At 59.6% G+C, this 24,064-nt stretch carries 28 protein-coding genes; 13 read left to right on the top strand and 15 right to left on the bottom strand.

Going from position 1 to position 24,064, the window contains the following annotated elements; genetic code table 11:
• Positions 1–34 precede the first annotated feature (34 nt).
• The gene (gene znuC, locus G5287_RS05065; RefSeq protein WP_005354861.1) at positions 35–811 is read left to right on the top strand and encodes a zinc ABC transporter ATP-binding protein ZnuC; all 777 of its coding nucleotides are present in this window, start codon (positions 35–37) and stop codon (positions 809–811) included.
• Positions 812–832: 21 nt separating this feature from the next.
• The gene (gene znuB / locus G5287_RS05060) at positions 833–1,612 is read left to right on the top strand and encodes a zinc ABC transporter permease subunit ZnuB (RefSeq protein ID WP_421172390.1); all 780 of its coding nucleotides are present in this window, start codon (positions 833–835) and stop codon (positions 1,610–1,612) included.
• Between the two features lie 7 nt (positions 1,613–1,619).
• On the opposite strand, the gene G5287_RS05055 is transcribed toward znuB, so the two are convergent.
• The gene (locus G5287_RS05055) at positions 1,620–2,510 is read right to left on the bottom strand and encodes a LysR substrate-binding domain-containing protein (RefSeq protein WP_005335856.1); all 891 of its coding nucleotides are present in this window, start codon (positions 2,508–2,510) and stop codon (positions 1,620–1,622) included.
• A 91-nt stretch (positions 2,511–2,601) separates the two neighbouring features.
• On the opposite strand from G5287_RS05055, the gene G5287_RS05050 reads away from it, so the two are divergent.
• The gene (locus G5287_RS05050; RefSeq protein ID WP_421230970.1) at positions 2,602–3,459 is read left to right on the top strand and encodes a DMT family transporter; all 858 of its coding nucleotides are present in this window, start codon (positions 2,602–2,604) and stop codon (positions 3,457–3,459) included.
• Between the two features lie 3 nt (positions 3,460–3,462).
• Here the strand turns inward: G5287_RS05050 and G5287_RS05045 are convergent, their stop codons facing one another.
• Entirely contained in the window at positions 3,463–4,050 is a 588-nt protein-coding gene (locus G5287_RS05045) for a uracil-DNA glycosylase family protein (RefSeq protein ID WP_139410909.1), read from the bottom strand.
• Positions 4,051–4,149: 99 nt separating this feature from the next.
• Here G5287_RS05045 and rarD point away from each other — a divergent pair, with 99 nt between their 5' ends.
• The gene (gene rarD, locus G5287_RS05040) at positions 4,150–5,040 is read left to right on the top strand and encodes an EamA family transporter RarD (RefSeq protein WP_201904372.1); all 891 of its coding nucleotides are present in this window, start codon (positions 4,150–4,152) and stop codon (positions 5,038–5,040) included.
• Here rarD and G5287_RS05035 read toward each other — a convergent pair.
• Positions 5,022–5,756, bottom strand: a complete 735-nt coding sequence (locus G5287_RS05035; protein ID WP_421230969.1) for a substrate-binding periplasmic protein — start codon at positions 5,754–5,756, stop codon at positions 5,022–5,024. The genes rarD and G5287_RS05035 overlap by 19 nt on opposite strands.
• 45 nt (positions 5,757–5,801) lie before the next feature.
• On the opposite strand from G5287_RS05035, the gene G5287_RS05030 reads away from it, so the two are divergent.
• Positions 5,802–6,146, top strand: a complete 345-nt coding sequence (locus G5287_RS05030; protein WP_421230968.1) for a GIY-YIG nuclease family protein — start codon at positions 5,802–5,804, stop codon at positions 6,144–6,146.
• Positions 6,147–6,225: 79 nt separating this feature from the next.
• Here G5287_RS05030 and pspG read toward each other — a convergent pair whose 3' ends face one another.
• From pspG to G5287_RS05010, 4 genes are all read right to left on the bottom strand, one after another.
• Positions 6,226–6,444 (bottom strand): envelope stress response protein PspG, encoded by a 219-nt coding sequence (gene pspG / locus G5287_RS05025; RefSeq protein ID WP_216952098.1) that lies wholly within the window; start codon positions 6,442–6,444, stop codon positions 6,226–6,228.
• Between the two features lie 45 nt (positions 6,445–6,489).
• Positions 6,490–6,696, bottom strand: coding sequence for a PspC domain-containing protein (locus G5287_RS05020; RefSeq protein ID WP_124241612.1), 207 nt, complete (start codon positions 6,694–6,696; stop codon positions 6,490–6,492).
• Between the two features lie 2 nt (positions 6,697–6,698).
• The gene (pspA, locus tag G5287_RS05015) at positions 6,699–7,361 is read right to left on the bottom strand and encodes a phage shock protein PspA (RefSeq protein WP_421230967.1); all 663 of its coding nucleotides are present in this window, start codon (positions 7,359–7,361) and stop codon (positions 6,699–6,701) included.
• Between the two features lie 211 nt (positions 7,362–7,572).
• On the bottom strand, positions 7,573–8,301 hold the full coding sequence (locus G5287_RS05010) for a 1-acylglycerol-3-phosphate O-acyltransferase (protein WP_421172394.1): 729 nt from the start codon (positions 8,299–8,301) through the stop codon (positions 7,573–7,575).
• A 186-nt stretch (positions 8,302–8,487) separates the two neighbouring features.
• On the opposite strand from G5287_RS05010, the gene G5287_RS05005 reads away from it, so the two are divergent.
• Both G5287_RS05005 and G5287_RS05000 read left to right on the top strand, forming a co-directional pair.
• Positions 8,488–8,865, top strand: a complete 378-nt coding sequence (locus G5287_RS05005) for a hypothetical protein (RefSeq protein ID WP_421230966.1) — start codon at positions 8,488–8,490, stop codon at positions 8,863–8,865.
• 218 nt (positions 8,866–9,083) lie between these two features.
• Positions 9,084–9,827: a DsbA family protein gene (locus G5287_RS05000; RefSeq protein ID WP_421172396.1), complete on the top strand. Its 744-nt coding sequence runs from the start codon at positions 9,084–9,086 to the stop codon at positions 9,825–9,827.
• 137 nt (positions 9,828–9,964) lie between these two features.
• Here G5287_RS05000 and G5287_RS04995 read toward each other — a convergent pair whose 3' ends face one another.
• Positions 9,965–10,393, bottom strand: a complete 429-nt coding sequence (locus G5287_RS04995) for an EF-hand domain-containing protein (protein ID WP_421209333.1) — start codon at positions 10,391–10,393, stop codon at positions 9,965–9,967.
• Positions 10,394–10,677: 284 nt separating this feature from the next.
• On the opposite strand from G5287_RS04995, the gene G5287_RS04990 reads away from it, so the two are divergent.
• The 5 genes from G5287_RS04990 to G5287_RS04970 all read left to right on the top strand — a co-directional run bounded on the left by G5287_RS04990 (position 10,678) and on the right by G5287_RS04970 (position 15,235).
• The gene (locus G5287_RS04990) at positions 10,678–10,962 is read left to right on the top strand and encodes a DnaJ domain-containing protein (protein ID WP_005343121.1); all 285 of its coding nucleotides are present in this window, start codon (positions 10,678–10,680) and stop codon (positions 10,960–10,962) included.
• Positions 10,963–10,985: 23 nt separating this feature from the next.
• A complete protein-coding gene (gene atcA / locus G5287_RS04985; RefSeq protein ID WP_216947417.1) occupies positions 10,986–11,528 on the top strand; it encodes a cold adaptation protein AtcA in 543 nt (180 codons plus the stop codon).
• A 12-nt stretch (positions 11,529–11,540) separates the two neighbouring features.
• The gene (atcB, locus tag G5287_RS04980; RefSeq protein ID WP_005335887.1) at positions 11,541–12,308 is read left to right on the top strand and encodes a cold adaptation protein AtcB; all 768 of its coding nucleotides are present in this window, start codon (positions 11,541–11,543) and stop codon (positions 12,306–12,308) included.
• An 11-nt stretch (positions 12,309–12,319) separates the two neighbouring features.
• Positions 12,320–13,222, top strand: coding sequence for a cold adaptation protein AtcC (atcC, locus tag G5287_RS04975; protein ID WP_421230965.1), 903 nt, complete (start codon positions 12,320–12,322; stop codon positions 13,220–13,222).
• A 525-nt stretch (positions 13,223–13,747) separates the two neighbouring features.
• Positions 13,748–15,235 carry a peptide MFS transporter gene (locus tag G5287_RS04970; protein WP_227341441.1) on the top strand — a complete coding sequence of 496 codons (1,488 nt, stop codon included), beginning with the start codon at positions 13,748–13,750 and terminating at the stop codon, positions 15,233–15,235.
• A gap of 105 nt (positions 15,236–15,340) precedes the next feature.
• Here G5287_RS04970 and G5287_RS04965 read toward each other — a convergent pair whose 3' ends face one another.
• The gene (locus G5287_RS04965; protein ID WP_179903110.1) at positions 15,341–15,721 is read right to left on the bottom strand and encodes a VOC family protein; all 381 of its coding nucleotides are present in this window, start codon (positions 15,719–15,721) and stop codon (positions 15,341–15,343) included.
• 501 nt (positions 15,722–16,222) lie between these two features.
• Between G5287_RS04965 and G5287_RS04960 the strand changes: the two genes are divergently transcribed.
• Complete coding sequence (locus tag G5287_RS04960; protein WP_421230964.1) at positions 16,223–16,936, top strand: hypothetical protein; 714 nt, start codon at positions 16,223–16,225, stop codon at positions 16,934–16,936.
• A gap of 48 nt (positions 16,937–16,984) precedes the next feature.
• Here the strand turns inward: G5287_RS04960 and parC are convergent, their stop codons facing one another.
• From parC to nudF, 6 genes are all read right to left on the bottom strand, one after another.
• On the bottom strand, positions 16,985–19,279 hold the full coding sequence (gene parC, locus G5287_RS04955) for a DNA topoisomerase IV subunit A (RefSeq protein WP_421230963.1): 2,295 nt from the start codon (positions 19,277–19,279) through the stop codon (positions 16,985–16,987).
• A gap of 71 nt (positions 19,280–19,350) precedes the next feature.
• Positions 19,351–21,261: a DNA topoisomerase IV subunit B gene (parE, locus tag G5287_RS04950; RefSeq protein ID WP_005363090.1), complete on the bottom strand. Its 1,911-nt coding sequence runs from the start codon at positions 21,259–21,261 to the stop codon at positions 19,351–19,353.
• Between the two features lie 132 nt (positions 21,262–21,393).
• Complete coding sequence (locus G5287_RS04945; protein WP_139741668.1) at positions 21,394–21,981, bottom strand: YqiA/YcfP family alpha/beta fold hydrolase; 588 nt, start codon at positions 21,979–21,981, stop codon at positions 21,394–21,396.
• A 12-nt stretch (positions 21,982–21,993) separates the two neighbouring features.
• Positions 21,994–22,812: a 3',5'-cyclic-AMP phosphodiesterase gene (cpdA, locus tag G5287_RS04940; RefSeq protein WP_041202814.1), complete on the bottom strand. Its 819-nt coding sequence runs from the start codon at positions 22,810–22,812 to the stop codon at positions 21,994–21,996.
• A 22-nt stretch (positions 22,813–22,834) separates the two neighbouring features.
• Positions 22,835–23,323, bottom strand: coding sequence for a DUF1249 domain-containing protein (locus tag G5287_RS04935; protein WP_196783449.1), 489 nt, complete (start codon positions 23,321–23,323; stop codon positions 22,835–22,837).
• On the bottom strand, positions 23,286–23,927 hold the full coding sequence (gene nudF, locus G5287_RS04930; protein ID WP_005335901.1) for an ADP-ribose diphosphatase: 642 nt from the start codon (positions 23,925–23,927) through the stop codon (positions 23,286–23,288). Before nudF ends, G5287_RS04935 begins: the two co-directional genes overlap by 38 nt.
• Positions 23,928–24,064: the final 137 nt, after the last annotated feature.

The raw sequence follows: 24,064 nt of genomic DNA, 5'->3' as shown, positions 1-24,064 counted from the left end.
ATAACTCTCACTGGCTGTAAACCCCGGAGTTGTCATGAGCCAACTGGTAGAGCTGAAAGAGGTCTCTCTCTCGTTTGATGGACGCTCTGTGCTCGACAAGGTCTCCTTTACCCTCAATAAAGGCAAAATCACCACACTAGTCGGCCCCAACGGGGCGGGCAAGAGCACCCTGAGCAAGCTGGTGCTGGGCCTGCTCACGCCGGATTCGGGCAAGATCACCCGCAGCCGCGATCTGAGAGTCGGCTATGTGCCACAGCGCCTCTATCTGGATCCCACCCTGCCGCTGACGGTGCGACGCTTCCTGCAACTGGGCAAAAATAGCCGCCTCTCCATCGAGGAAGCTCTGGCCCGGGTGGGCGCAGAGGGATTGCTGGAAAACCGGATGCAAAAACTCTCCGGTGGCGAGATGCAGCGGGTACTGCTGGCTCGCGCCCTGCTGGTCAAGCCCGAGCTGCTGGTGCTGGATGAACCGGTGCAGGGTGTGGATATCACCGGCCAGATTGAACTCTATGCTCTCATCGGCCAGCTCGCCGCCGAGTTCAATTGCGCCGTGCTGATGGTCTCCCACGACCTGCATCTGGTGATGGCCAGCACCCACGAGGTGATCTGCCTCAATCGCCACGTCTGCTGTCATGGCGAGCCGGAAAGCGTGGCGCGCCACCCCGAATTTGCCCGTCTGTTCGGGCGACCGGAGCAGGAGGTGCTGGCTGTCTATACCCACCATCACCACTGCGACGGCGAACACCATCATCATGAACCGCAGGCCCCCGTCATCCGCCTGCCTTCTCGCAACAACGCTCACAGCAAATAGCGCAAGCAACAGGACATTCAAGTGGACAGCTTTCTGTTATACGCCCTCGCGGCCGGTCTCGGCATCGCCCTGCTGGCCGGCCCCCTTGGCAGCTTCGTGGTATGGCGCAAGATGGCCTATTTTGGCGACACCCTCTCCCATGCCTGTCTGTTCGGCATCGCGCTGGGCATCCTGCTGCAGGTCGATCTCACCCTGGCGGTGGTGGTCTGCTGCCTCGCCATGGCGATGCTGCTGGTGATCATGAGTCGCAACCAGCAGGTGGCGACCGATACCCTGCTCGGCATTCTGGCCCACAGCGCCCTGTCGCTCGGTCTGGTTACCTTGAGTTTTATGGATAACGTGCGGGTGGATCTGATGGCCTACCTGTTCGGCGACCTGCTCTCGGTACAACCGATGGACCTGCTCTGGATCTACGGCGGTGGCACGCTGGTGCTGCTCACCCTGTGGCGACTTTGGGATCCCCTGCTCTCCATAACCATCTCGGAAGAGCTGGCGCGGGTCGAGGGGATCCGGGTCGACGTGTTGCGCTGCGTGCTGATGCTGCTGATCGGGCTGGTGATCGCCGTAGCGATGAAGTTTGTCGGGGCGCTGATCATCACCTCCCTGCTGATCATCCCTGCCGCCACCGCCCGCCGCTTTAGCCAGACACCGGAGCAGATGGCCGGCTTTGCCGCGCTGATTGGCTGTCTCGCCGTGCTGGGTGGATTGACCCTCTCCTGGTATCAAGATACTCCGGCAGGCCCCTCTGTCGTCGTCTGCGCCACCAGCCTGTTTGTCCTAAGCCAGTTCAAGAAAGCTTGATGCCGCGCTAGAGCGGCATGCTCTGGCGTGTCTCCATCATCAGCCACTGGCGCAACCGGCTGATGGCGGGCTCATGGGCCCGCGAGCGCTTGCAGGTAAAGTAGAAGGCATCCCCCGTCTCCAGCTGGTGTACCGGCAAGGCCACCAGTTGGGGATCATCGGGGCGCAGCATGTAGTCATTCACGAACGCCACCCCCTGATCCCAGGCCGCCGCCTCCATCGCCAGCAGCACATGGCTGAAGTGGTGCATTCGCGCCTCGTCAGGGATCACCAAGCCACCCGCCTTGGCCCAGCGCTGCCAATCCTCCCCCCGCGCCTTGTAAATGGACTGCACCGAGAGCAGCGGCAACTGCCAGATGGCCTCGGGCCACTCCCCGCTGATCTGCTGCAACAGACGGCGACTGCAGACCGGAAAGAGCCGCTCCTGATAGATAAGGTCGTGGCAGTAGCCCCGCCCGTGGGGTGAGACTGTGATAAAACAGTCCGCCACCCGATCAGAGAGCTCGGGATCTTCCGCCACCATCTCCAGACTCAAATCCAGCTCGGGGTAGAGCTGGCGCAATCCGGCCAACCGCGGGATCAGCCACTTCACCGCAAACGAGCTGTAGACTGCGAGGCGCAGCCGCATCTCGCCACCACCACGCAACTGTTCACTGCTCTGGGCAATCTGGCTGAGCCCAGCGGCAATCCCCTCGAAGTAGCTTTCCCCCTGCGGCGTCAGCGAGAGCAGCCGACCCTGACGCAGCAGCAAGCGCTCACCCAGAAAATCCTCCAGCAGGCGGATCTGGTGGCTGACCGCACTCTGGCTGACGTTCAATTCAAGGGCGGCACGGGAGAAGCTGAGCAGCCGGGCCACCACCTCGAAATATTGCACCGCACGCAGGGGAGGAAGCTTCATTATCTAAATATCTCATGAGTGGTCATTTTTTATCATTTTACTGGATATCAACCGGCACGCTACCCTCCGCTCATCTGAAGTGGGAGGTGGTATGAATGCAGTAGGGATCGGCATCCTTTATCTGGTGCTGGGCAATATGGTGGCGGTCTTTTCCGATGCGCTGGTCAAGGTGCTGGAACCGGATCAGCCCATCTTCCAGTTTGTCTTTTTCCGCCAGCTCTCGGCCGCCATTCTGCTGATGCCCTGGCTGCTCTGGTCATGGCGCCGCAATCCACCGGTGGCCATCAAGTGGCACCTGCTGCGGGCCCATATCTGGGCGGTCGGCGTCTGCCTGATGGTAGTGGCCCTCACCCGCTTGCCGCTCGCTACCGCCAATGCCCTCTTCTATGCCGCCCCCCTGATGATGGTGCCGCTGGCGGTGTGGATGGCGGGGGAAGCGCTCTCGCGCCAGAAGGTGCTGACCGCGGTTATCGGGTTTATCGGGGTACTGATCGTGCTGCGCCCGACCGAAGTGAACTGGGCCGCACTGGCGGCGCTCGGGGTGGCGCTGTCGATGGCGCTCAACAACCTGCTGATCAAGCGGATCCCGCTCAAGCAGCCCATCGCCCAGACCCTGTTTTTCACCAACGTGCTGAGCATGCCCTTTATCCTGGCGCTGGCATTGTGGGAAGGGGGCGACTGGCAGTGGCAGATGTGGTGGCCCGCCTTCGGCTCGTCGGCGCTGATCATGGTCTATGCGGGATTGTGCGTAGTGGCCTATCGCAAGGCGGAGGCGAGCAAGATCGCCTCGGCGGAATATACCGGTCTGCTGATGGCCGTCGCCATTGGGGTGTGGCTGTTTGACGAGCAACCGGGCCTGCCGCTGCTGCTGGGCTGTATCTGCATCGTCCTGCCGCTCATCGCCATGGCGCGCAGCAAGCCAAAACCGCTGGCCGAGCCAGCGCTCTAATACTCAGGGTCTCCCCAGAAACGGGGCGACCCTTTGCTGCAGATGGGGGACGATCTCCTGCTCGAACCAGGGATTCTTCCTGAGCCAGAGGGTGTTGCGCGGGGAGGGATGCGGCAACGGCAGCCAGCCGGGGCCATAATCGGCCCAGTTGCGCACCGTTTCGGTGAGCGACCCCTTGGCCGCCCCCCGCAGGTAGTAGGCCTGTGCATACTGGCCGATCAGCAGGGTCAGTTCGATATTGGGCAACAGCATCAATACCTTGTCGTGCCAGGTGGGCGCACATTCGGGGCGCGGTGGCAGATCGCCGGATTTTCCCCTGCCGGGATAGCAGAGGCCCATCGGCATGATGGCAATGCGGGATTCGTCGTAAAAGGTGGCCTTATCGACCCCGAGCCACTGGCGCAGCCTGTCACCGGAGGGGTCATCCCACGGGATACCGCTGGCATGCACCCGGGTGCCGGGCGCCTGACCGATGATCAGCAGGCGGGCACTCTCGGCCCCGCGGATCACCGGACGAGGCCCCAGTGGCAGATGAGCCTCGCACAGACGGCAGGCCCTGATTTGCTCAAACAACTTATCGATTCGCTGCATGACGTTGATAGTACCAGCATTTCCCTGTTTTCCCTCTTGTGGAAACAGGGCGCGCCCCCTACTATCGCCATGAGTGTTTAATTTAATAAACGGACAATAATGAAAAACTGGCTAGGTACCGGCACCGCGACCCTCTCCTTCATCCTGTGGGGGATGCTACCGCTCTATTATCAATTCATGCCCGAGGTCAACATGTGGGAGCTGATCTCCCACCGGGTGCTCTGGTCTGTGGTGCTGCTGGGTGCCCTGTTTCTGCTGCTTGGCCACCAGGTGCCGTGGGCACGGTTACGCAGTGAGCCGCGCCAGCTCGGCCTCATTCTGCTGGCAGGCCCCGTCATGTCCATCAGCTGGTGCATGTTCACCTGGTGCCTCACTACCGGGCAGGTGCTAACAACCAGCCTCGCCTTCTTTATGACCCCGCTGTTCAATATCGTATTCGCCGTCATCTTCCTCAAAGAGCGGCTCACCCCGCAAAAGCATCTGGCAGTCGCTCTGGCACTGGCGGGTCTCGCCTACATGCTCTTCTGCTACGGCCAGCTCCCCTGGTTCTCCCTCATCATGGGGGCCAACTTCGCCTGCTATGGCCTTATCAAGAAGAAAATCCACTACGACACCGGCACCAGCCTCTATCTGGAAGCCATGGTGCAACTGCCCGTCGCGCTGATCATCATCGGCACGCTGGCATGGCACGGGGAAGGGGCATTCGTGAACGGAGATCTGGCCGACAAGCTGCTGCTGATGGGCAGTGCGCCCGCCACCCTGCTGCCGGTGGGACTGTTCTGCTACGCAGTGGCGAGAACCCGGATGAGCACGGTGGGGCTGCTGCAATATATCGAGCCCAGCCTCGCCTTCCTGCTCGCCATCTACTGGTTTGGTGAGGCGCCGGACCCCATCAAGGCGGTCGGTTTTGCCTTCGTCTGGGCAGGTTTGCTAGTGAGCCTGTTGCCACTGCATCGGCTCAAGCGCCGCCCTCAGGGCGTACCGCGATAGGACTCCAACACCTTGTGCCAGCGGGGATCCCTGTCCATCTGCTCGGCGATGTCGTTAAGGGTGGCATGCAGCTCGGGACGGGATTTGGGCAGCAGGATATGGCGGGTATAGCTGGATTGGGGGAAGGGCGAGATAAACAGCTTACCCTGATAGTGGTTTGAGTCGATGAAAAAGCCCAGCGCGGAGCCAGGCACCATGGTCACATCGATGCGGCCGCGCACTAGCAGCTCAAGATTGGTCTTCACCTTCTTGGCATCGTGACGCTCCAGCTCTCCCCTTGCTGCCGCATCGTCGATCCCCTGATAGCGGTAGCCCTCCACCCCGCCGAACACCAATCCCTTGAGGGAGTCGGGTCCGCGATAGGTGATCGGCTTGTCGATGTTCGAGATTAGCTCGTTGGTGTCGCGCATCACCGGAAAGGTCCAGAGATAACGCTCGCGATGGGGATCCCCTACCCAGGCGGGATTGACCCAGACCACCAGACCGTCAAAGTCGGGATCCGCCATCTCCAGCGCCAGCCGGGCGCGATTAACCAGCCAGAGCTCGATTCTGGGTTCCCCCCCCAACTTTTCATTGAGATACTTGACCAGCTCGCGGCTCAGTCCGGCATCCACTCCGGTATTGAAGGGGGGATGCTGATGGTAATCGTAGAGACGGATCGTCTCCCCCAGAGCCGGAACCGACAACAGTAACCACAACCAGAACCAGACTCTCATCGCACCTCCTTGCACTGCTTTTGAGTTTGGCACAGAGAAGTACAAATGAGAAAACCTCCTGACGGGATATCCCCGCACGCCTCTCCCCCCTCTTCTCGCTGGTTTATCTATATGGTGCGCACCGCCACCGGCCTGCTCTATACCGGGGTCAGCACGGATCCTCAACGTCGTCTGCGTCAGCACCAGAGCGGCAAGGGGGCTCGCGCCCTGCGCGGCAAGGGCCCCTTGACGCTGGCTTGGCAGCAGGAGGTCGGCGAGAAGGGGGCAGCCCTGCGCCTCGAATATCGCCTCAAGCAGCAGCCAAAATCCTTCAAGGAGCAGCTGATCCACAGCCCGGCACTCTGGCAGAGCTGGAGCCCGCAGTGGTTACCCGAAACGACCCGACCTTAAGGGTTACAGCTAAAAAAAGGCCACTCGATGAGTGGCCGAAAAGGGGAAATCAGGGAGCATTTCATAACTTGTTGCACAACTACAGATAGGTATTGTTGCGCTGACGACGGTGGCTGATGAGCCAACAGACTGCCAGCGCGACCAGCAGCCAGGGGGCCAACTTGACGATCAGGGCAAGCATGCCGCTCAGCAGCCCCAGTAGTACAAACACGCCGCTCACCAGCAGCATGGCTACCAGGGTAAAGCCGGTCAGTGCCATGACCAGCAACACTCCCAGCAATATGAAAAATTCCAGCATAACTTGCTCCTTACGGGCTCTCTGTGCCGCCGGGCTGCCTTGCGGTCAATCCAGCCAGCGTTTCAATTCATAACGGGGCGGCATCACCAGCACCGCCAGCAGATAGGCAGCCAGTGCCAGCGGTGGCACCAGGATCAGGGCGAGCAGGGCTACCACTCGCACCGTCACTCTGGAGATCCCCAGCCGTTGGGCAATGCCGGCGCAAACGCCAGTCAGCTTGCGATGGACAAGATCCTTGGGCCAGGGAGTCATGGTTATACCTCCACCTTCTGCCCCTTGAGACGGGCCAGCTCGCGCTCGATCTCGTCATTGAGCTCCAGCTCGCGGAACTGAGCCTCCAGCGAGGGATTCTGCCCCAAAGTGGCCGCCTCCAGCTGGGCTTCCAGCTGATCGACCCGCCCCTGAAAGCCTTCGAACCGTGCCATCAGCTCGTGCATACGCTGATTGTCCACCTGGGCACGGGCACGAATGCGGCTGTGGGCCGTCTGCTCGCGCAGGGTCAGCAGTTTCTGCTTCTCCCGCGCCTCGGTCAGCTTGGCTGCCAACCGCTCGCTGTCGGCGGTAAGCTGGGCCAGCACCTCGGCCACCCGGGCCTTGTCCTGCTCCAGCTGTTCACATTTCCTGGCCTCCGCCAGCTTCTCGGTGAGGGCGGCACGGGCCAGATCCTCACGGCCTTTCTGGATGGCGAGCTCGGCCTTGGCCGACCACTCCAGGATCTGCGCCTGCAACGCCTGCTGGTGACGCTCCAGCTGTTTCTGTTCAGCAATCACGCGGGCGGCCTGGGTACGCATCTCGACCTGCACCTGCTCCATCTCTTCGATCATCAGGCGCAGCATCTTCTCCGGCTCTTCACTCTTGTCGAGCAGGCTGTGCAGGTTGGCATTTATCACGTCGGTCAGGCGGCTGAATACGCTCATGGTCTGGTTCCTTGTTGATGGGATGGCTATCTCTTCCCATTGCATTACAAGAGCCGTGCCAAGAAAAATTATTGTTGTTTTACATATAGATGGGAATTTACCGAGGAAATTCAAGAAGGGTTTATTGGTGAAAATAGCCAACCAGGTGGTGATTTTTACCAATAAAAAAGGGAGCCTGAGGCTCCCTTGTCGATTCATCTGCGATATCTAGTCAAGCTGCGTGGCTGTGGCCCAGCTTGCTGTCCAATTCGGCCAGCTTGGCCTCCATCCTGGCACGGCACACTTCGGAGAGCTCGCGAATGCCAGCGGCACCGTGCTCCTTGCTGCAGACCGGTGCCATCACTTCCACCAGCACTTCGCCGTTGTCCCAACGATTGAGGTCGATCTGACCGAAGTAGCTGGAGCAGACGATGGGCACCACGGGCACTTCAGCCTGTACCGCAGTGTGGAAAGCGCCCGCCTTGAATGGCAGCAGGCCACGCCCCTTGGAGCGGGTCCCTTCCGGGAACATCCAGATGGAGGTGCCGCGATTCTTGATGCGATCCACCACCTGACCTATGGTGCCGATGGCACGGGAGCGGTTGGAGCGGTCGATCAGCACGTTGCCGGATAGCCAGAAGATAAGGCCGAAGAAGGGGAGCCACAGCAGGCTCTTCTTGCCCACCGCCACCACACCGGGCTGCACCGCACCGGTCACGGTGAAGATGTCGAAGTTGCTCTGGTGGTTGCAGACGTAGACCGCCGGGCCGACCGATTTCACCTCGTCGGCCACCGTCACCTTGACTCGCAACCCGATCAGCGGGCAGACCGCGTGATACATGCGAGCGAAGACATAGACGTTGTTGGGATGGCGCGGACGAACCAGACAGAGCAGCAGGCCGAACAGGAACCAGAAAATGAGCAGCAGACCAAGCAGCAGCACACGGGCAATTTTGAGCATCGAACACCTCGAGTTTTAACTCGGCGCAGTATACTGATCCCCCTTTTAGCGAACAAGCGTTCGCCAAACAGAACCGACCAGACTTACCTGCTCTGTCACCCAGGCGATCAGTCATAACGAGCGCGGTAACTTGCCCCTCCAGACATAGCTCGCTAGGATGGCCCCATCTTGATGGACGGGGCGAACATGATTTTGCAAAAACGGATAGCGAAACATCTCCTGCTGCTGGTCTGCCTGCTGCTGCTCAATTGTGCGGCCCAGCCGCTGGCCCGGCTTGCCCTGCTCGATCAGGCGCTCAGCTGTCAGGCGCTACCCGTTCAGAACTCGACAACGGATCTGGGGGATGCCAAACCGGCCAGCCCGCAGCCAGGCAGTTGCCAGCTCAACGGCAAGTGGCTGAGCGCCGCCCCCCTGCTCTGCATCGAACAGCTCTTCTTTGCCGTGGCGGTGCTGATCGCCCTGCTGGCCCCCCTTTGGCGCTACACACCGCCACTACCCCCACCCAGAGTCATCTCGCCACCCGAACGGCGTCTGCATCTCACCCTCTGCATCTGGCGGGAATGATTCCGGCTCTTTGCCATTGGTCATGACTCATGTTTGCGAGACCATCGCCGCCTTCTTGCACCAACGGGGCACGACTGCGGCGTACTGAAAACAGATTTACGGCATGGCGTTGTTGCAGGGGAATACCTTGCTGCCCCGGCGCAACCACGACGACTGCCGACTAGCTTGCACAAGGCTGGCCACTTCAGGCTGGCACTACCCGATTTTAAGGAGTATCCATGAAACCGACTCTGAGCGCCCTGCCCCTGCTGGCCTCTCTCTGCGCACCCCTGCTGGCTCCGACCCTACACGCGGCCCCCTTCACCCCTGAACAGGAAGCACGCATCAAGGAGCTGATCCGCGAGACTCTGATCGCCAACCCCAAGATCCTCGACGAGGCGGCCGAGTCCTGGGAGAAGCAGAATGCCGCAGCCCAGGAGGCCCAGCTTGGCAACTTCATCAAGGGCAACAAGGATGTGCTGTTCAACAGCGCTACCAGCCCGCGCCTGGGTGCCAAAAACCCCAAGCTGACGCTGGTGCTGTTTACCGACTACAACTGCCCCTACTGCAAGCAGTTCGATCCCCAGCTGACCAGGCTGCTCAAGGCCTATCCGAATGATCTGGGGCTGGTGATCAAATTGCTGCCGTTCAAGGGGCAGAGCTCCGCCAAGGCAGCCCAGTACAGCCTGACCCTGTGGCAACAGGATCCCGCCCGCTTCTTCGCCCTGCACGACAAGCTGATGAGCAAGCAGGGGATGCTGACCGAGGCGGACATCAACAAGGCGCTGGCGGCCACCGGCAATGTGGCACTCAAACCGGAGGGTAAAGCCACCGAGGAGCTGCGCAACAGCCTGCGCATTGGCACCCTGCTGGGTGTACAGGGCACACCGGCGACCCTGATCGGCAACCAGCTGGTGTCGGGCGCCATCCCCTATGAGGAGCTGGAGCAGCTGGTGAAGGCAGAGCTGGCCAGGCAGAGCTAAGGTCGGGGTCGCCCGCAGGGGCAGGAAGCGCTCGCACTGCGGCAATGGTGAGCCCTCAGGTCACCCCGTCTCCATGCAAAGAGCCCGGTATCACTACCGGGCTCTTTATTTCAGGAAAGAAAGGTGACAAACCAGCTCTATTGGGCGGGCGCCATCATCCCCTGCCCGAGCCGCCCTCTGGCACTGGTACGCTCGGCTTCGTCAAGCACACCATCTCCGTTCTTGTCCATTTGGGTAAAGAGAGCCTCATGATGCGCCATGAACTGTTCCCTGGTCGTGTCCTGCATCGGCCTCATGTTGCCCATGTTCCCCATCTTGCCAGGCATGGCCTTGCCTGACTGCTGCATTGCCTCGTGCATCTTGGCCATGGCTGCCTCTCTCTCGGCAATCGAGAGGGTGCCATCCTTGTCACTGTCCTGCCGGGTGAAACGCTGCTCGGCTCTTTCCATAAACTGTGCCTTGGTAATGTCCCCCTTGATGAACATCAAGGGCTCATCGATTCTCTCATCGGCAGCGATGGCGAAACCGCCAAGCAGCACCATAGGCAGAAGATAAAATTTGAGCATGGCTGTCCATTCCTTAGTAAGGGTCTCGGTACGCGAGGCCAACTGACGATCGCCAAGATAATCCCCGGCGCCTCCTGTAGTGTAGTCCCTGGGCTATTCCCGACAGGGAGACAGATCCCAAGGTGCCCCGTCACGCTTTTCTGCCAGTGACCTTGCGTCCTATTCATGGCGATGGCGGGAGGTTTCCGTTAAAATGACGGGTTTTTGCCGTGCCTGGTTTGCCAATCCCCACCATCAGGCACTCGCAGCGTGAATCCTATGATGCCAGTGATGCAGGATCTGCCATGAACAACTACTTTCGGGTGCTGGGCGTCAAGTCCAACGCCAGCGAAAACGACATCAAGAAAGCCTATCGTCGGCTGTCGAACCAGTACCACCCCGACAAGCTGCACGGGGCCAGTGAAGAAGAGAAAGAGCAGGCAGCCATCAAGCTGCACCAGGTAAAGCAGGCCTATGAAGTGCTGTCCGATCCGAAACAGCGGGCCGCCTTTATCAAGGATTTCAACAACGTCATCGTGACCGACCCCGCCTCCGCCATGCAGGAGATGTGGGATCAGTTCTACCCCTGAAACAGCAGGCAGAAAGAGCAACTATGCAAAAGAGATGGGACCAGGCGCGGCTCAAGTCGCTGCAAAGCGATGCCAGCGAAAACATCGAATCCTACCGGGATCAGGACGACCCCAAGGGGCTGGAACAGTTCACCGACCAGATGAAGAGCCTGCTGCTGGCCGATATGAGCATGCTGGAGTTTATGCCCGAGTATCTGCCGCTGGCCCTCTATGGCCGGGTGCAGTTCCCGGCCAAGGCCAAGTCGCAGTGGAACAAGTGGCTCACCAGCGGCGAGCAGCCAAGCTGGGACGAGTTCAAGATGAGCGTCGGCTTCAACAACGCCGCCCTGCCGCTGGTCAAGGCGGTGCGGGCCCAGAGCGAAGATCAGCTGATGGAAGCCTGCGCCGTGCTGTTCCTGCTCGACAACCCGCTGCCGCGCGGCAGCCACCGCGGTGATGACGACTATGAGCTGCGCGACGAAGAAGATGAAGACGGGGAAGATGCCGACGCCGACTACCATGGAGGCAGTGACCGCTATGGTGATGACGACGGCGATCAGGATATGTACGACGAAGTCCGTTTCTAATTGGGGCAAGGCATGAGCAACAGTCTGATAGAAATTACCGCCATCGAGATCAAAGAGCTGGCCGTTATCGAGCCGAAGCAGGCCAGCGAGAAGTTCGAGCTGATCGCCAAGACCATGTCTGACGACCAGCTGGCAGAAGTGATTGAAAACATTGATATCGTTACCCTGACCCAGATTAACGGCCAGCACGATATCTCCTTCCCCTCCATCATCTCCGAGCTGATGACCCCGGAGCGGATCCGCGACATCGTCTGCCAGCAGCCGCTCTACTGGGAAGAGGCGATCAAGAACAACGCCGACGAGCTGCAACAGCACACCTTCGACTTCCTCAACTACCTGATCCGCACCCAGGATAGCGAAGCCAAGCAGCGCGAGATCCTCGAGTGCGTGGCCGAAGATCCGGCCGGTCTCTTCTACCTCGCCATCCCCTTTATCGAGTTCTATCGCGGCGATCGCTATGAAGAGGACGAAGGCTATCGCGACGTGCTGCACGCCGAAGAGGAAGATCTTGAAGAGTCCCTGCGCTACAGCGAGCGCCAGCAGAGCGAGGATGTTCACGACTACGCGCTGGATGACCCGCGCAGCCTCTTGATGCTCATTCGCGAGCTGGCCCCCGAGGTGGAGAAAGCCATCAAGGCGCTGCTGCGCAACGAGCACTCCACTTGGGACGGCATCATCAACAAGTTTGCCGCCGAGCTGGTGATGCAGGCCAAAGAGAAGAACAAGGTCGAGGAAGACGAGTACGGCGACGTCGACGACATGTTCAGCTTTCTGGATTAAGGAGCCCATTCATGCAGTTAGTCATTCGCGATGCCAACCAGGGCCCCTTTCTGACCCAGGTGCTGCGCTTTGGCCGCGACAATGAACGTTTGACCGAGCAACAGCTCGCCGCCATCAAGGGCAAGGCGGTGCTGATGAGCCTCAAATTCGCCGACAAGTACTACAACAAGTACAAGATGCACCTGCTGGAGCAGGCGGCCCACGACGTCATCGGCGTGGTGAGCCTCGGCCTGCAGGAGCTCTCGGCGCGGGATCCTGCCAAAGCGCTGGCGCTGCTGCAGGCGCCGGAAGGCCCTATCAAGCCGTTCCAGAAGGGCTGGTCAATGCTCATTACCGTCAGCCCCAAGCAGGCTGGCAACAGCCTCTACGGTGACGTGGATGCCCGCCTGCTGGACAAGATCTCGAGCCCGCCCGATGTGGAGGAGTGGCAAGGGTGGCAGGAGTACGAGAAGGCGCTGACCGAGCACAACAAGAGCCGCCTGATGGAGCTCATCGACCAGCACTTTTTCGCCTGCGAGAGCGACCACCCCACCATGGAGGACAAGCTGGCCGAAGCGCTGCTCTACCGCATCCTCTGCGGCAAGGGCAGTGGCGCCGCCCCGCTCAAGGTGAAGCAGGATCTCAAGCGCAAACTGGCGCGGGAGATTGAGCTCGACGAGGGCTGGTACGACACCGACTACCTCGCCGCCCAGCTCGCCCTGATGCTGAGCGCGCTACCCGCCGATATGGCCACCGCCCTGCGCCAGGAGTTGAGCCCGGGCTTTGTGCCCAACCTGCTGCACACTCTCGGCTTTGTGCGCCAGTACCAGCTGCTGCAAAAAGAGAACGCCTCGCCGGAGAAGCTCGACAACATCGAGATGCGCGCCGGGCTCAAGCACCCGCTGCTCGGCTGGCCGCTCTACCACGACTTCTAAGGCCGCTTTCGCCGCCCATCAGTCGCACCACAACGCCCGGCCTGCCGGGCGTTGTTCTATCCTCCCCTCACCCTCTCGACAGCAAAGAGAGAACACACGCAAGTCACCCTGGGGCTGCCCCTTCTCTTCCCGATATTTATTCACTCAATGCCCAAGGATGAATAAACAACCTGCAATACAACAACTTGGCGCCGGCTGCGTTTCGGGGCAACAAAGCGGGACGCAGATCCCGCTACAGCGCCATAATCGGCACCAAATAGCCGACTGGATCACATCAACCGTGCCGCAACCGCGTGGTAAGCCGAGCTAAAACCACGACTCAATTACGCATAAAAAGACGGAATAGATCAATAAAAAGCAATTAATCGCGCCGGATTAAATTTCAGGTATGGCTATTTGCACCGCTTGGCCGCTAAATGACAGACCGGCCTTCAGACCAGCATGGAAGCGCACAAGGCTAACCGGCAGCAGACCGGTACGCTCTCAGGACGAGTAATGACTTTCTTCTCTCACAGGAGACAGACCGTGAGCGCTTCGAATCAACACCCCACCATTCCCCCCGGCTCCGGGGCGCTGTTCTTTATCCAGACCTTCTCGACTCTGGGGTTTGCCGTGCTCTACTCCACGCTGGTGCTCTACGCCACCAAGCGGCTCGGCTTTAGCGAATCCCAGGCCAACGCCATGATGGGGGTCTTCGGGGCCTTCAACTATGGCCTGCACCTGTTTGGCGGCTATCTCGGCGGGCGCTACCTCAGCAACCGCAACCTGTTCGTGATGGGGATGGTGCTGCAGGTGATCGGCTGCTACTTCATCGCCGAGATGGGGATCACCGGCCTCTACTGGGGGCTCGCCATGTTCCTCACCGGCAGCGGCCTCAACGTCACCTGCCTCAACATGATGCTGACCCAGCGCTTCGCCCCGGATGATCACCGCCGCGAGAGCGCCTTCCTGTGGAACTACGCCGGGATGAATCTGGGCTTCTTTATCGGCTTCACGGTGGCGGGCTACTTCCAGCTCACCGAGGATTACCGCACCCTGTTCCTGTTTGCGACGCTGGGCAACATCATTGCCATCATCGCTACCTTCGCCTGCTGGCCCATTCTGGCGGATATCAGCACCCCGCTGCGCCATGTCAAAGGGAGCGGCTTCTACCGCCGCATGCTGGCGGGTATCGCCATTCTGGCCATGCTGGTGCCAGCGCTGCGTCTGCTGCTGACCCACGCCAGCTTCAGCGGCAGCTTCGTGCTGATCCTGGGGGCCGTGGTGCTGGTGCTGCTCTGCGTGATGACCGCCCGCCATCCGGACGCCGCCGAGCGCAGCCGCATGGTGGCCTACCTGATCCTCGCCCTCGGCTCCCTCATCTTCTGGTCGCTCTACCAGCTGGCGCCCATGGGGCTGATGCTCTTCTCCGAGCACAACATCAACCTCAACGTGTTCGGGCTGCGGGTTGCTCCCCAGTGGATCCAGAACATCAACACCATTGTCATCGTCATCGGTGGCCCGCTGATGGCGCTGCTGTTCAAGCGACTGCGCGAACAGGGGTGGAATATCGACATCCCCTCCCAGTTTGCCGCCTCCCTGTTCTGCATGGGATTGGGGATGCTGGTGCTGCCGATCGGCATTCATCTGGCGGGGGCCGACGGGCTGGTCGCCTTCAAGTGGATCGCCATCAGCTATGTGCTGCAGAGTTTTGGCGAGCTGCTGATCTCCCCCATCGGTTACGCCATGATTGGCAAGCTGGCTCCCGCCAGCCTGCAAGGCTTGATGATGGGCTGCTGGATGATGGTGACCGGCGTTGCCTCGGTGCTGGCGGGCTATGTCTCCGGCGCCATGCCGCAGAATATCGGCAGCACCCCGGTCGCCACCAACCCGGGTTACAGCTCGGTATTCAATATGCTCGGCTGGGGCTCGCTGGCGGGCGGCGTGGTGTTGCTGTTGCTGGTGCCCCGCCTGCGCCAGCTGATCGCCTCCAAGATCACCCCGCCACCGGCGGCGACAGCTATCCCCGTCTGATAGGTTTGAATCACTTGGCGGCGTGAACCGCAGAGAAGATTAGAGGCCCCGCAATCATGGATTGCGGGGCCTCTGCTTTTGGTGGGATGGATCGTTTAGACTTCGCTAATCAGCGCAAATCGCCTTATCCAGCAAGGCAATCCGGTTACCTTCAGGATCCTGAAATTCGGCCACCTTGATGACTTCCCCCACCCGGGTCACGGGGTAAAGCAACCTGGCGCCCGCCGATAGCGCATCTGCCATCACCCGCTCAATATCGTTCACCGTCAGATAAATACGCGTGCCATCCAGACTCGGGACATAACTCTCCCCTCTGGCCAACGCACCAGAGCAGCCTTCGGCACCGTCAATAAGCGGAAATAGCGCCATCTCATTGCCATCGATATCAGCACGCTCGAACTCGATATCAAAAACAGCAGAATAAAAGGCGATTGCCCGCTGCATATCCGTCACCGGAATCTCGAAATGCATCCCAATATTGACCATCGAACCCCTTCCTTGTTAGTTAGCGAAAGCGCCGTGCAGACCGAATCATGCCCCCATTATTGCCATGAAGCCATCCATCAGATCCACGCAGACGGGTCAAAAGACCAGATGGTGCGCTGAGAAGCACGATCTCGCAGGGGACAAGTGCATGCCAACCTTTGGCCCTAGTTGTCACGCCATACCAAAATGGCTGCGATCTCTGCTCCCTTCTCCCACTCTTTGCCATAGATAAGGGGAGAAGGGTCGGGGATGAGGGGAGCAAACAATCGACAAGCAGCAAAACGTTAAAGCAAACAGAAAGAAGTAGGGTCGATTAGCGAAGCGTAATCGTCCGCACTGCAATCTCGGTGGCGATGGATATAGAGAAGAGATCAGCTGGAGCACCGGTAGAATTACGGTAACCTGTTTTCGCGATCTACGGCTCTTCGGTTGCTTCATCTAGCTAGACTAGTTACTCCACCTTGAATAGAATAATAAAATTCAAACTTCAGGATTCCTAGCGTGACACATATAACGAAAATAAAATTAATTAAATCGCTATCACTTGCTTTTATTTTCTTGTGGGTGAATGCAATGATTACTGCCCCATTGATAATGACTGATTTTTCTTGGCTTGAAATACAGAAAGTCTGGGATCGCTGGCAGACATTCAACTCAGGTATGATTGCTCTTTTGGCTGCCGTACTTGCAATATACGCAGCTCAATATTCTGAAAATGCGAAGAGATACAGAGAACTAATCGCCGCAAAATCTCTCCTGCCATTAGCCTTGTCAGAGCTACACACCTACTGTACCGAATTAGCTACATACCTAAAAAATGAATTTATTTTTCTTAGTGAAAAACACCAGATAGATACATCAACAACCAAAGAAAACCATGAACCCCCCATTCCACCAAAAGAATGGGTTTTTGAAGTATTTAAAAACTGCATGATTCATGAGCATGAAACTGAAGCAAAATTCATGGCATCAATACTATCTGACATGCAAATAACACGCGCAAGAATTGAGAGCATGAAAGATAAAAACAACCTAATTACAGAATGTACATTTTCAAGCCATGCTAACGACATATGTCTATTACATGCTAAATTAGGTAGAATGTACGATTACTCGAGGAAGCACTCTTTATTATCGACAACAGAAATAACTGATGAGGAAAAAAATAATAGTATCTGTGTATTAGATATTGAATGTCTTCCAAAATATAAATAAATACATATATTTATAAATGAAGGGCGCTTTCGCACCCTTCTATATTAATTACCCTTCCTGATTTTCCCCGGTTACCGGCTCGGCACCGGCGGCGGGTTCAATCTCAATGCGATCGACACGCTGCAAACCGCGGGGCAGCTTGGCGCCGCGGCGGCCGCGCTCGCCACGGTAGTAGTCGAGATCGGACGGCTTGAGAGTCAGCTTGCGCTTGCCGGCAAACAGGGTGACCGACTGGCCCTGTGGAATGACGGCGGCCATCACCACAAACTCTTCCCGCGCCTTGACGCGAGCAGACGGAATGCTGATCAGCTTGTTGCCCTTGCCCTTGCCGAGCACCGGCAGGGTGTTGAGCGGGAACAGCAGCATGCGCCCTTCGTTGGAGATGGCCATGCAGAGATCGGTCTCCGGCAAGCCGATCTTCTGGGGTGCCATCACCTGACCCCCTTCCGGCACGGTGAGCAGCGCCTTGCCGTTCTTGTTCTTGCCGATCAGGTCGTCATAGGTGCAGACAAAGCCGTAACCGGCATCGGAGCAGATGAGGTAGGGCTCGCCCTCGTTGCCCATCACCAGATGGCGCACCTCTTCCCCTGCCCCCAGCGCAAAGCGGCCGGTGAGCGGCTCGCCCTGACTGCGGGCGGATGGCAAGGTGTGAGATTCGAGGGCGTAAGTTCGGCCCAACGTGGAGAGGAACACCGCCTGCTGGTTGCTGCGGCCACAGGCGTGGGTCAGATAGCTGTCCCCCGCCTTGTAGGAGAGCCCCTCGACATCCACATCGTGGCCCTTGGCGGCACGCACCCACCCCTTGTCGGAGAGGATGACGGTGACCGGTTCGCTAGGCACCAGCTCTTTCTCGGTCAGCGCCACGGCGGTGGCACGCTCCACCAGCGGGGTGCGGCGATCGTCGCCGTACTTCTCGGCATCGGCCAGCAGCTCTTTCTTGAGCAGGGTGTTGAGGCGACGCTCGGAGCCCAGAATAAGCTCCAGCTTGTCGCGCTCTTCGGCCAGTTCGTTCTGTTCGGCGCGCAGCTTGAACTCTTCGAGCTTGGCCAGATGGCGCAGTTTCAGCTCGAGGATCGCTTCGGCCTGGGTCTCGGTAATGTTGAAGCGCTCCACCATCACCTTGCCCGGCTCATCCTCGGTGCGGATGATCTCGATCACCTCGTCGATGTTGAGGTAGGCGATCAGCAAGCCTTCGAGGATGTGCAGGCGAGCCAGCACCTTGTCGAGGCGGAATTGCAGACGGCGACGCACGGTCTCGCGGCGGAACTGGATCCACTCGCTGAGGATGGTCTTGAGGCACTTCACCTGCGGCCGGTTGTCGAGGCCGAGGATGTTGAGGTTGACCCGGTAGTTCTTCTCCAGATCCGTGGTGGCGAACAGGTGGGCCATCAGCCCCTCCACGTCCACCCGGTTGGAGCGCGGCACGATCACCAGACGGGTCGGGTTCTCGTGGTCAGATTCATCCCGCAGGTCGGTGACCATCGGCAGCTTTTTCGCCACCATCTGGGCGGCGATCTGCTCCATGATCTTGGCGCCGGAGGCCTGATGGGGCAGCGCTGTAATGACGATGTCGCCATCCTCCTCGCTCCAGACCGCTCGCTGCTTGATGGAGCCCTTGCCGGTCTCGTAGATTTTGCGGATATCGTCGCGCGGGGTGATGATCTCGGCGTTGGTCGGGTAGTCCGGCCCCTGAATGTGCTGCATCAATGCATCCAGCCCCGCATTGGGGTTGTCGAGCAGCTCGGCACAGGCATAAGCCACTTCCCGCGCGTTGTGGGGCGGGATGTCGGTCGCCATCCCCACCGCAATACCGGTCACCCCGTTGAGCAGGATGTGCGGCAGACGGGCGGGCAGCACCACCGGCTCCTTCATGGTGCCGTCGAAGTTCGGCGTCCACTCCACCGTGCCTTGGCCGAGCTCTGAGAGCAGCAGCTCGGAGAAGCGGGACAGCCGCGCCTCGGTATAACGCATGGCCGCGAAGGATTTGGGATCGTCCGGCGCACCCCAGTTGCCCTGACCGTCCACCAGCGGGTAGCGGTAGGAGAAGGGCTGGGCCATCAGCACCATGGCTTCATAACAGGCGCTGTCGCCGTGGGGGTGGTACTTACCCAGCACGTCACCCACGGTACGGGCGGACTTCTTGTGCTTGGAGAGGGCCGACAGACCCAGCTCGCTCATGGCGTAGATGATGCGCCGCTGCACCGGTTTGAGGCCGTCGCCGATATGCGGCAAGGCCCGATCCATGATGACGTACATGGAGTAGTTCAAGTAAGCCTGTTCGGTAAAGGTGCGCATTGGCTGGCGCTCTACCCCGTCCAGACTGAGCTCGATAGCATCACTCATATGTTTTTCTCTTGCTATGGCGCGCCCCAGGAGGGCACGCCTGAAATGCGGGTCGGCAGGTGACCGACGGCTTAGATGATGGCGAGGTTACCCTTCTCTTCGAGCCATTCACGGCGATCACCCGCCCGCTTCTTGGCCAGCAGCATGTCCATCAGCTGCAGAGTCTCGTCAGCCGCATCCCCTTCACTCTCTCCTGCCGGCTCCATGGTGAGCTGCACCAGACGGCGAGTGTTGGGATCCATGGTGGTTTCCCGCAGCTGTTTCGGGTTCATTTCACCCAGACCCTTGAATCGGGTCACCATCACCTTGCCCTTCTTCTTCTCGGCTTCGACCCGCTGCAGCACACCGTTCTTCTCGTCCTCGTCGAGGGCGTAGTAGACCTCTTTACCGATATCGATCCGATAGAGGGGCGGCATGGCGACGTAAACGTGCCCCTTCTCCACCAGCGTGCGGAAGTGCTTCACAAACAGGGCGCAGAGCAGGGTGGCGATGTGCAGACCGTCCGAGTCAGCATCCGCGAGGATGCACACCTTGCCGTAGCGCAGGCCACTGAGATCCTCGGAGTCGGGGTCGAGCCCGATGGCGACCGAGATGTCGTGTACTTCCTGTGAGGCGAGCACCTGACCGGCTTCTACCTCCCAGGTGTTCAGGATCTTGCCGCGCAGCGGCATGATGGCTTGAAACTCGCGATCCCGCGCCTGCTTGGCACTGCCGCCTGCGGAGTCACCCTCCACCAGGAACAGTTCGCCCTGCATGGGGTCGGCGCAGTTACAGTCGGTCAGCTTGCCGGGCAGCGCCGGGCCCTGGGTAATCTTCTTGCGCACCACCGTCTTGGCGGCGCGCATCCGGCGCTGGGCGCTGCTGATACAGATCTCGGCGATCTGCTCCGCCAGCTCGGTGTTGCTGTTCAGATAGAGGCTGAAGGCATCCTTCACCACGCCGGAGACGAACGCCGAGCTCTGACGGGAGGAGAGGCGCTCCTTGGTCTGACCGGCAAACTGCGGATCCTGCATCTTGATGGAGAGGATGTAGGCGCAGCGATCCCAGATATCTTCCGGGGTCAGCTTGACCCCGCGCGGCAGCAGGTTGCGGAACTCGCAGAACTCGCGCATGGCGTCGAGCAGGCCCTGACGCAGGCCGTTGACGTGAGTACCGCCCTGCGCGGTGGGAATGAGGTTCACATAGGATTCGGCAAGGCATTCGCCCCCTTCCGGCAACCAGCAGAGCGCCCAGTCCACCGCCGACTGTTCGGAGCTGAACGAGCCGATAAAGGGCTGCTCCGGCAGGCAGGTGAACTGCTTGACCGCATCGACCAGATAATCCTTGAGGCCATCTTCGTAGCACCACTCCAGCTTGATGCCGGTGTTCTTGTCGAGGAACTTGATGGTGAGGCCGGGGCAGAGCACGGCCTTGGCTTTGAGCAGGTGCTCCAGCTTGGTGACCGAGAATTTGGGCGAATCGAAGTAGCTCGCCTGCGGCCAGAAGCGCACCCGAGTGCCGGTGTTGCGACGACCGCAGGTGCCTGTGATGGTCAGCTCCTGCACCTTCTCGCCACGCTCGAAGGCGATGTCGTAGACCTGACCGTCGCGACGCACCGTCACCTCGACCCGATCGGAGAGGGCGTTTACGACCGAAATACCCACCCCGTGCAAACCGCCGGAGAACTGGTAGTTCTTGTTGGAGAATTTGCCGCCCGCGTGCAGCTTGCAGAGGATCAGCTCCACCCCGCTGACCCCCTCTTCCGGGTGGATATCGACCGGCATGCCGCGGCCGTCGTCGATCACTTCGAGGGACTGGTCTTCATGCAGGATCACCTCCAGATTGCGGGCGTGACCTGCCAGCGCTTCATCGACGCTGTTGTCGATGACCTCCTGGCCGAGGTGGTTGGGCCGGGTGGTGTCGGTATACATGCCGGGGCGGCGACGCACCGGCTCAAGGCCATTGAGGACCTCAATGGCATCCGCATTGTATTGAGTAGACATGGAGGGCCTTGCGAATTGACGTTTGGAGGGAATCTTAACTGCTAGGCGGGGGTAGAACAAACTCCCCGCACCGAAAGCTTGATCTGGAGAAGAACAAGCAGGGCGAGACCGCCCTTATTGACTCAAACCTGACTATAACCCGAGGAAACGGATGATCTGGGCGGGGTAGCGCTCGAACGCAACAAAGGCATGGTTGCCACCGCACTCCAGCGAGAGGCGGGCAAAGCGGTATTCATCCAGCGCCTTGCGATAGTCGAGCACCTCATCCCCCTGCTGTTGCAGGATCCAGAGCCGCTCCGGCGCCGTCACCGGTACCGCCAGTGCCCGCAGCTCATCCATATGTTCAGGCCGCAGTTCGTACTGCTCCCCGGTATAGGGATTGGTCTGGGGGCCGAGGTAGTCACAGAGCAGCTCGTGGGGGCGCACCGCCGGATTGATCAGCGCCGCGCGGCAGCCGTACTGCTCGCTCACTCGGGTCGCCATAAAGCCGCCGAGGGAGCTGCCCACGGCGCCGAGCTTGTATTCACTACCATAACGACGCTGCAGATCGGCAATGGTCTGCTCGATGGCCGCCCAGGCCGCCGCTGGCGTATTGGGCTGGGCCGGAATGATCACTTCGATGTCGGGCCGGTTGGCGGCCACCCAGGCAGCCATCTGCTGCGCCTTGGCGGAGCCCGGTGAGGAGTTGAAACCGTGCAGATAAAGGAGAACCGACTTCATGGGATGCTCTCCTCAATAACCGGTGGCGTTGGGGTCGGGCACAAACTGCCCCACCGGCAGGCGCCACACCTCGCTGGCCACCCGCCCATCCGGATAGAGGGTGAGATAGCGCCAGCCCGGGCCGGACTCGTCCAGCGCGAAGCCATCAGAGAGCGGTTTGAACTGAATGCAGGTGGAGGGGCTGGCAATCAGCCGCACCCCGCGGTGCACCTCGTCAAACTCCTGATGAACGTGACCGAACAGGATGGTCTTCTGCTGTGGATGACGGGCCAGTACGGCAAACAGATCATCAGCATTCTTGAGATTGTGCTGATCCAGCCAGGCGCAACCCACCGGCACAGCCTGATGGTGCAGGGTGATAAGAGCGTGGCGATCAGGATATTGGCGCAGGGCGCGGTCGAGGGCGGCCAGCTGGTGATCACCGATCATGCCGTGAGGTTTGCCGCGCACCTGGGTATCGAGCAGGATCACCTGCCAGTGGTCGCCCACCAACTGTTTGGATTCACTGATCCCGGCGGCATGGAGATATTCGGTCATCAGCGGGCTGTCATCGTGATTGCCGGGCAGCCAGTAGATGGGGCGGCCCAGGGGCGCCATCATCGAGGCGAAACGCTGATAGGATTCCGGACTGTGATCCTGCGACAGATCGCCGGTCGCCAGAATCACCTCGTAGGGGTGTTCATTGGCCTGCACCTGTTCCAGCACGGCGGCCAGACTCTCTGCGGTGCGCACAGCCAACAGCCGCCCTTCGGCACTCGCGAAGAGGTGGGTGTCGGTAATTTGCAACAGGCGCACACTGCCGTCCTGCGCCTGGGGGAGCTCTGTTTCCAAAATCACGCTTCTTTTTATTTGTTCAACTGGAGATATTGATCGGGCTGGTACCATGTCTGAGACAAAATTTTAGCCATTCGGCCAGAAACAGATTTACCTGCTCCTTTTCGTCCCGCTGGTGCATCTTTTTATTGGGATAATCATAACGTGGTTGCAAACGGGAAATCTGTTGCGCTGCACACACTTCCGCCATCCTCACATCATGATACAAACGAATCTCTATCTGAGCTTGTAAATATTCGGGCAATTCGGGGTTGTGCTGGCTCAGGATCACCTGATTGGTGAAGCGACTCTCGCCAATGATGGTGAGCTGGAACTGCAGATCGTTGCCGACCCGATAGCGGCGCTCGGCTCCCACCTCCCCATCTGGCGGCAGCAGTTTCATTAATGCCATGTAGTTGACCTCGCAGGTACGCTGCAAGGACATCAGATCAGGCACATAGCGCCTGCTCTGTTGCAGGGTCAGCGCCACCTCAGCGATCCGCCAGCCAGCGGGCGCGCAGCTCGCCATGGTTGAGGGCTAACCACTGCAGGGCAATGACCGAGGCCGCATTGTCGATGCGCCCCTCTTTGAGCCAGGCATAGGCCTGTTCGCGGCTCACCACGTGCACCCGGATATCCTCACCTTCATCCGCCAGACCGTGCAGCCCCTCGGCCTTGCTGGCATCCACCTCGCCCACAAAGACCTCGATCCGCTCGGTGCTGCCGCCCGGGCTCACCAGATAGCTGATGGCATGCTCGCAGCGGGCCACCTCGATCCCGGCCTCTTCCACCGCTTCGCGGCGCACCACCGCCTCGGCGGTTTCCCCTTCGTCGATGATGCCGGCCACCAGCTCCAGCAACCAGGGGGTCGGGCTGGTCTCCATGGCGCCGATACGGAACTGCTCCACCAACACGATCTGGTCGCGCACCGGATCATAGGGCAGCAGCGCGGCAGCATGGCCCCGCTCGAACAGCTCGCGCACGATGGGCTGATTCCAGCCGCCAGCAAATAACCGATGCTGCAGACGATAGACATTCACCTTGAAGAAGCCGTTATATCCAGCTGATTTTTCAATGATTTTCACATCATCGGCGGCGTAATGCCGATCTTGCGGCAAGGGTTGCTGCGACATCCGGGGCTCCCGTCAGCTTGACTTGTATCAGTTTGACCATAAAATCCGAGGAACATGAATGAACGTTCATTCACTCGGCGTGCCATGGTAATGAGGGGTGGATTTTAGCAGCCACAGACCATTTGGCTAGGCGCGCG

It is taken from the genome of Aeromonas sp. 603079 (assembly GCF_049172135.1).
GTDB classification, from domain to species: Bacteria; Pseudomonadota; Gammaproteobacteria; order Enterobacterales; family Aeromonadaceae; genus Aeromonas; species Aeromonas veronii.
Note: the sequence above shows the minus strand (reverse complement) of the source record. Positions and strands in the feature narration are given on the sequence as shown.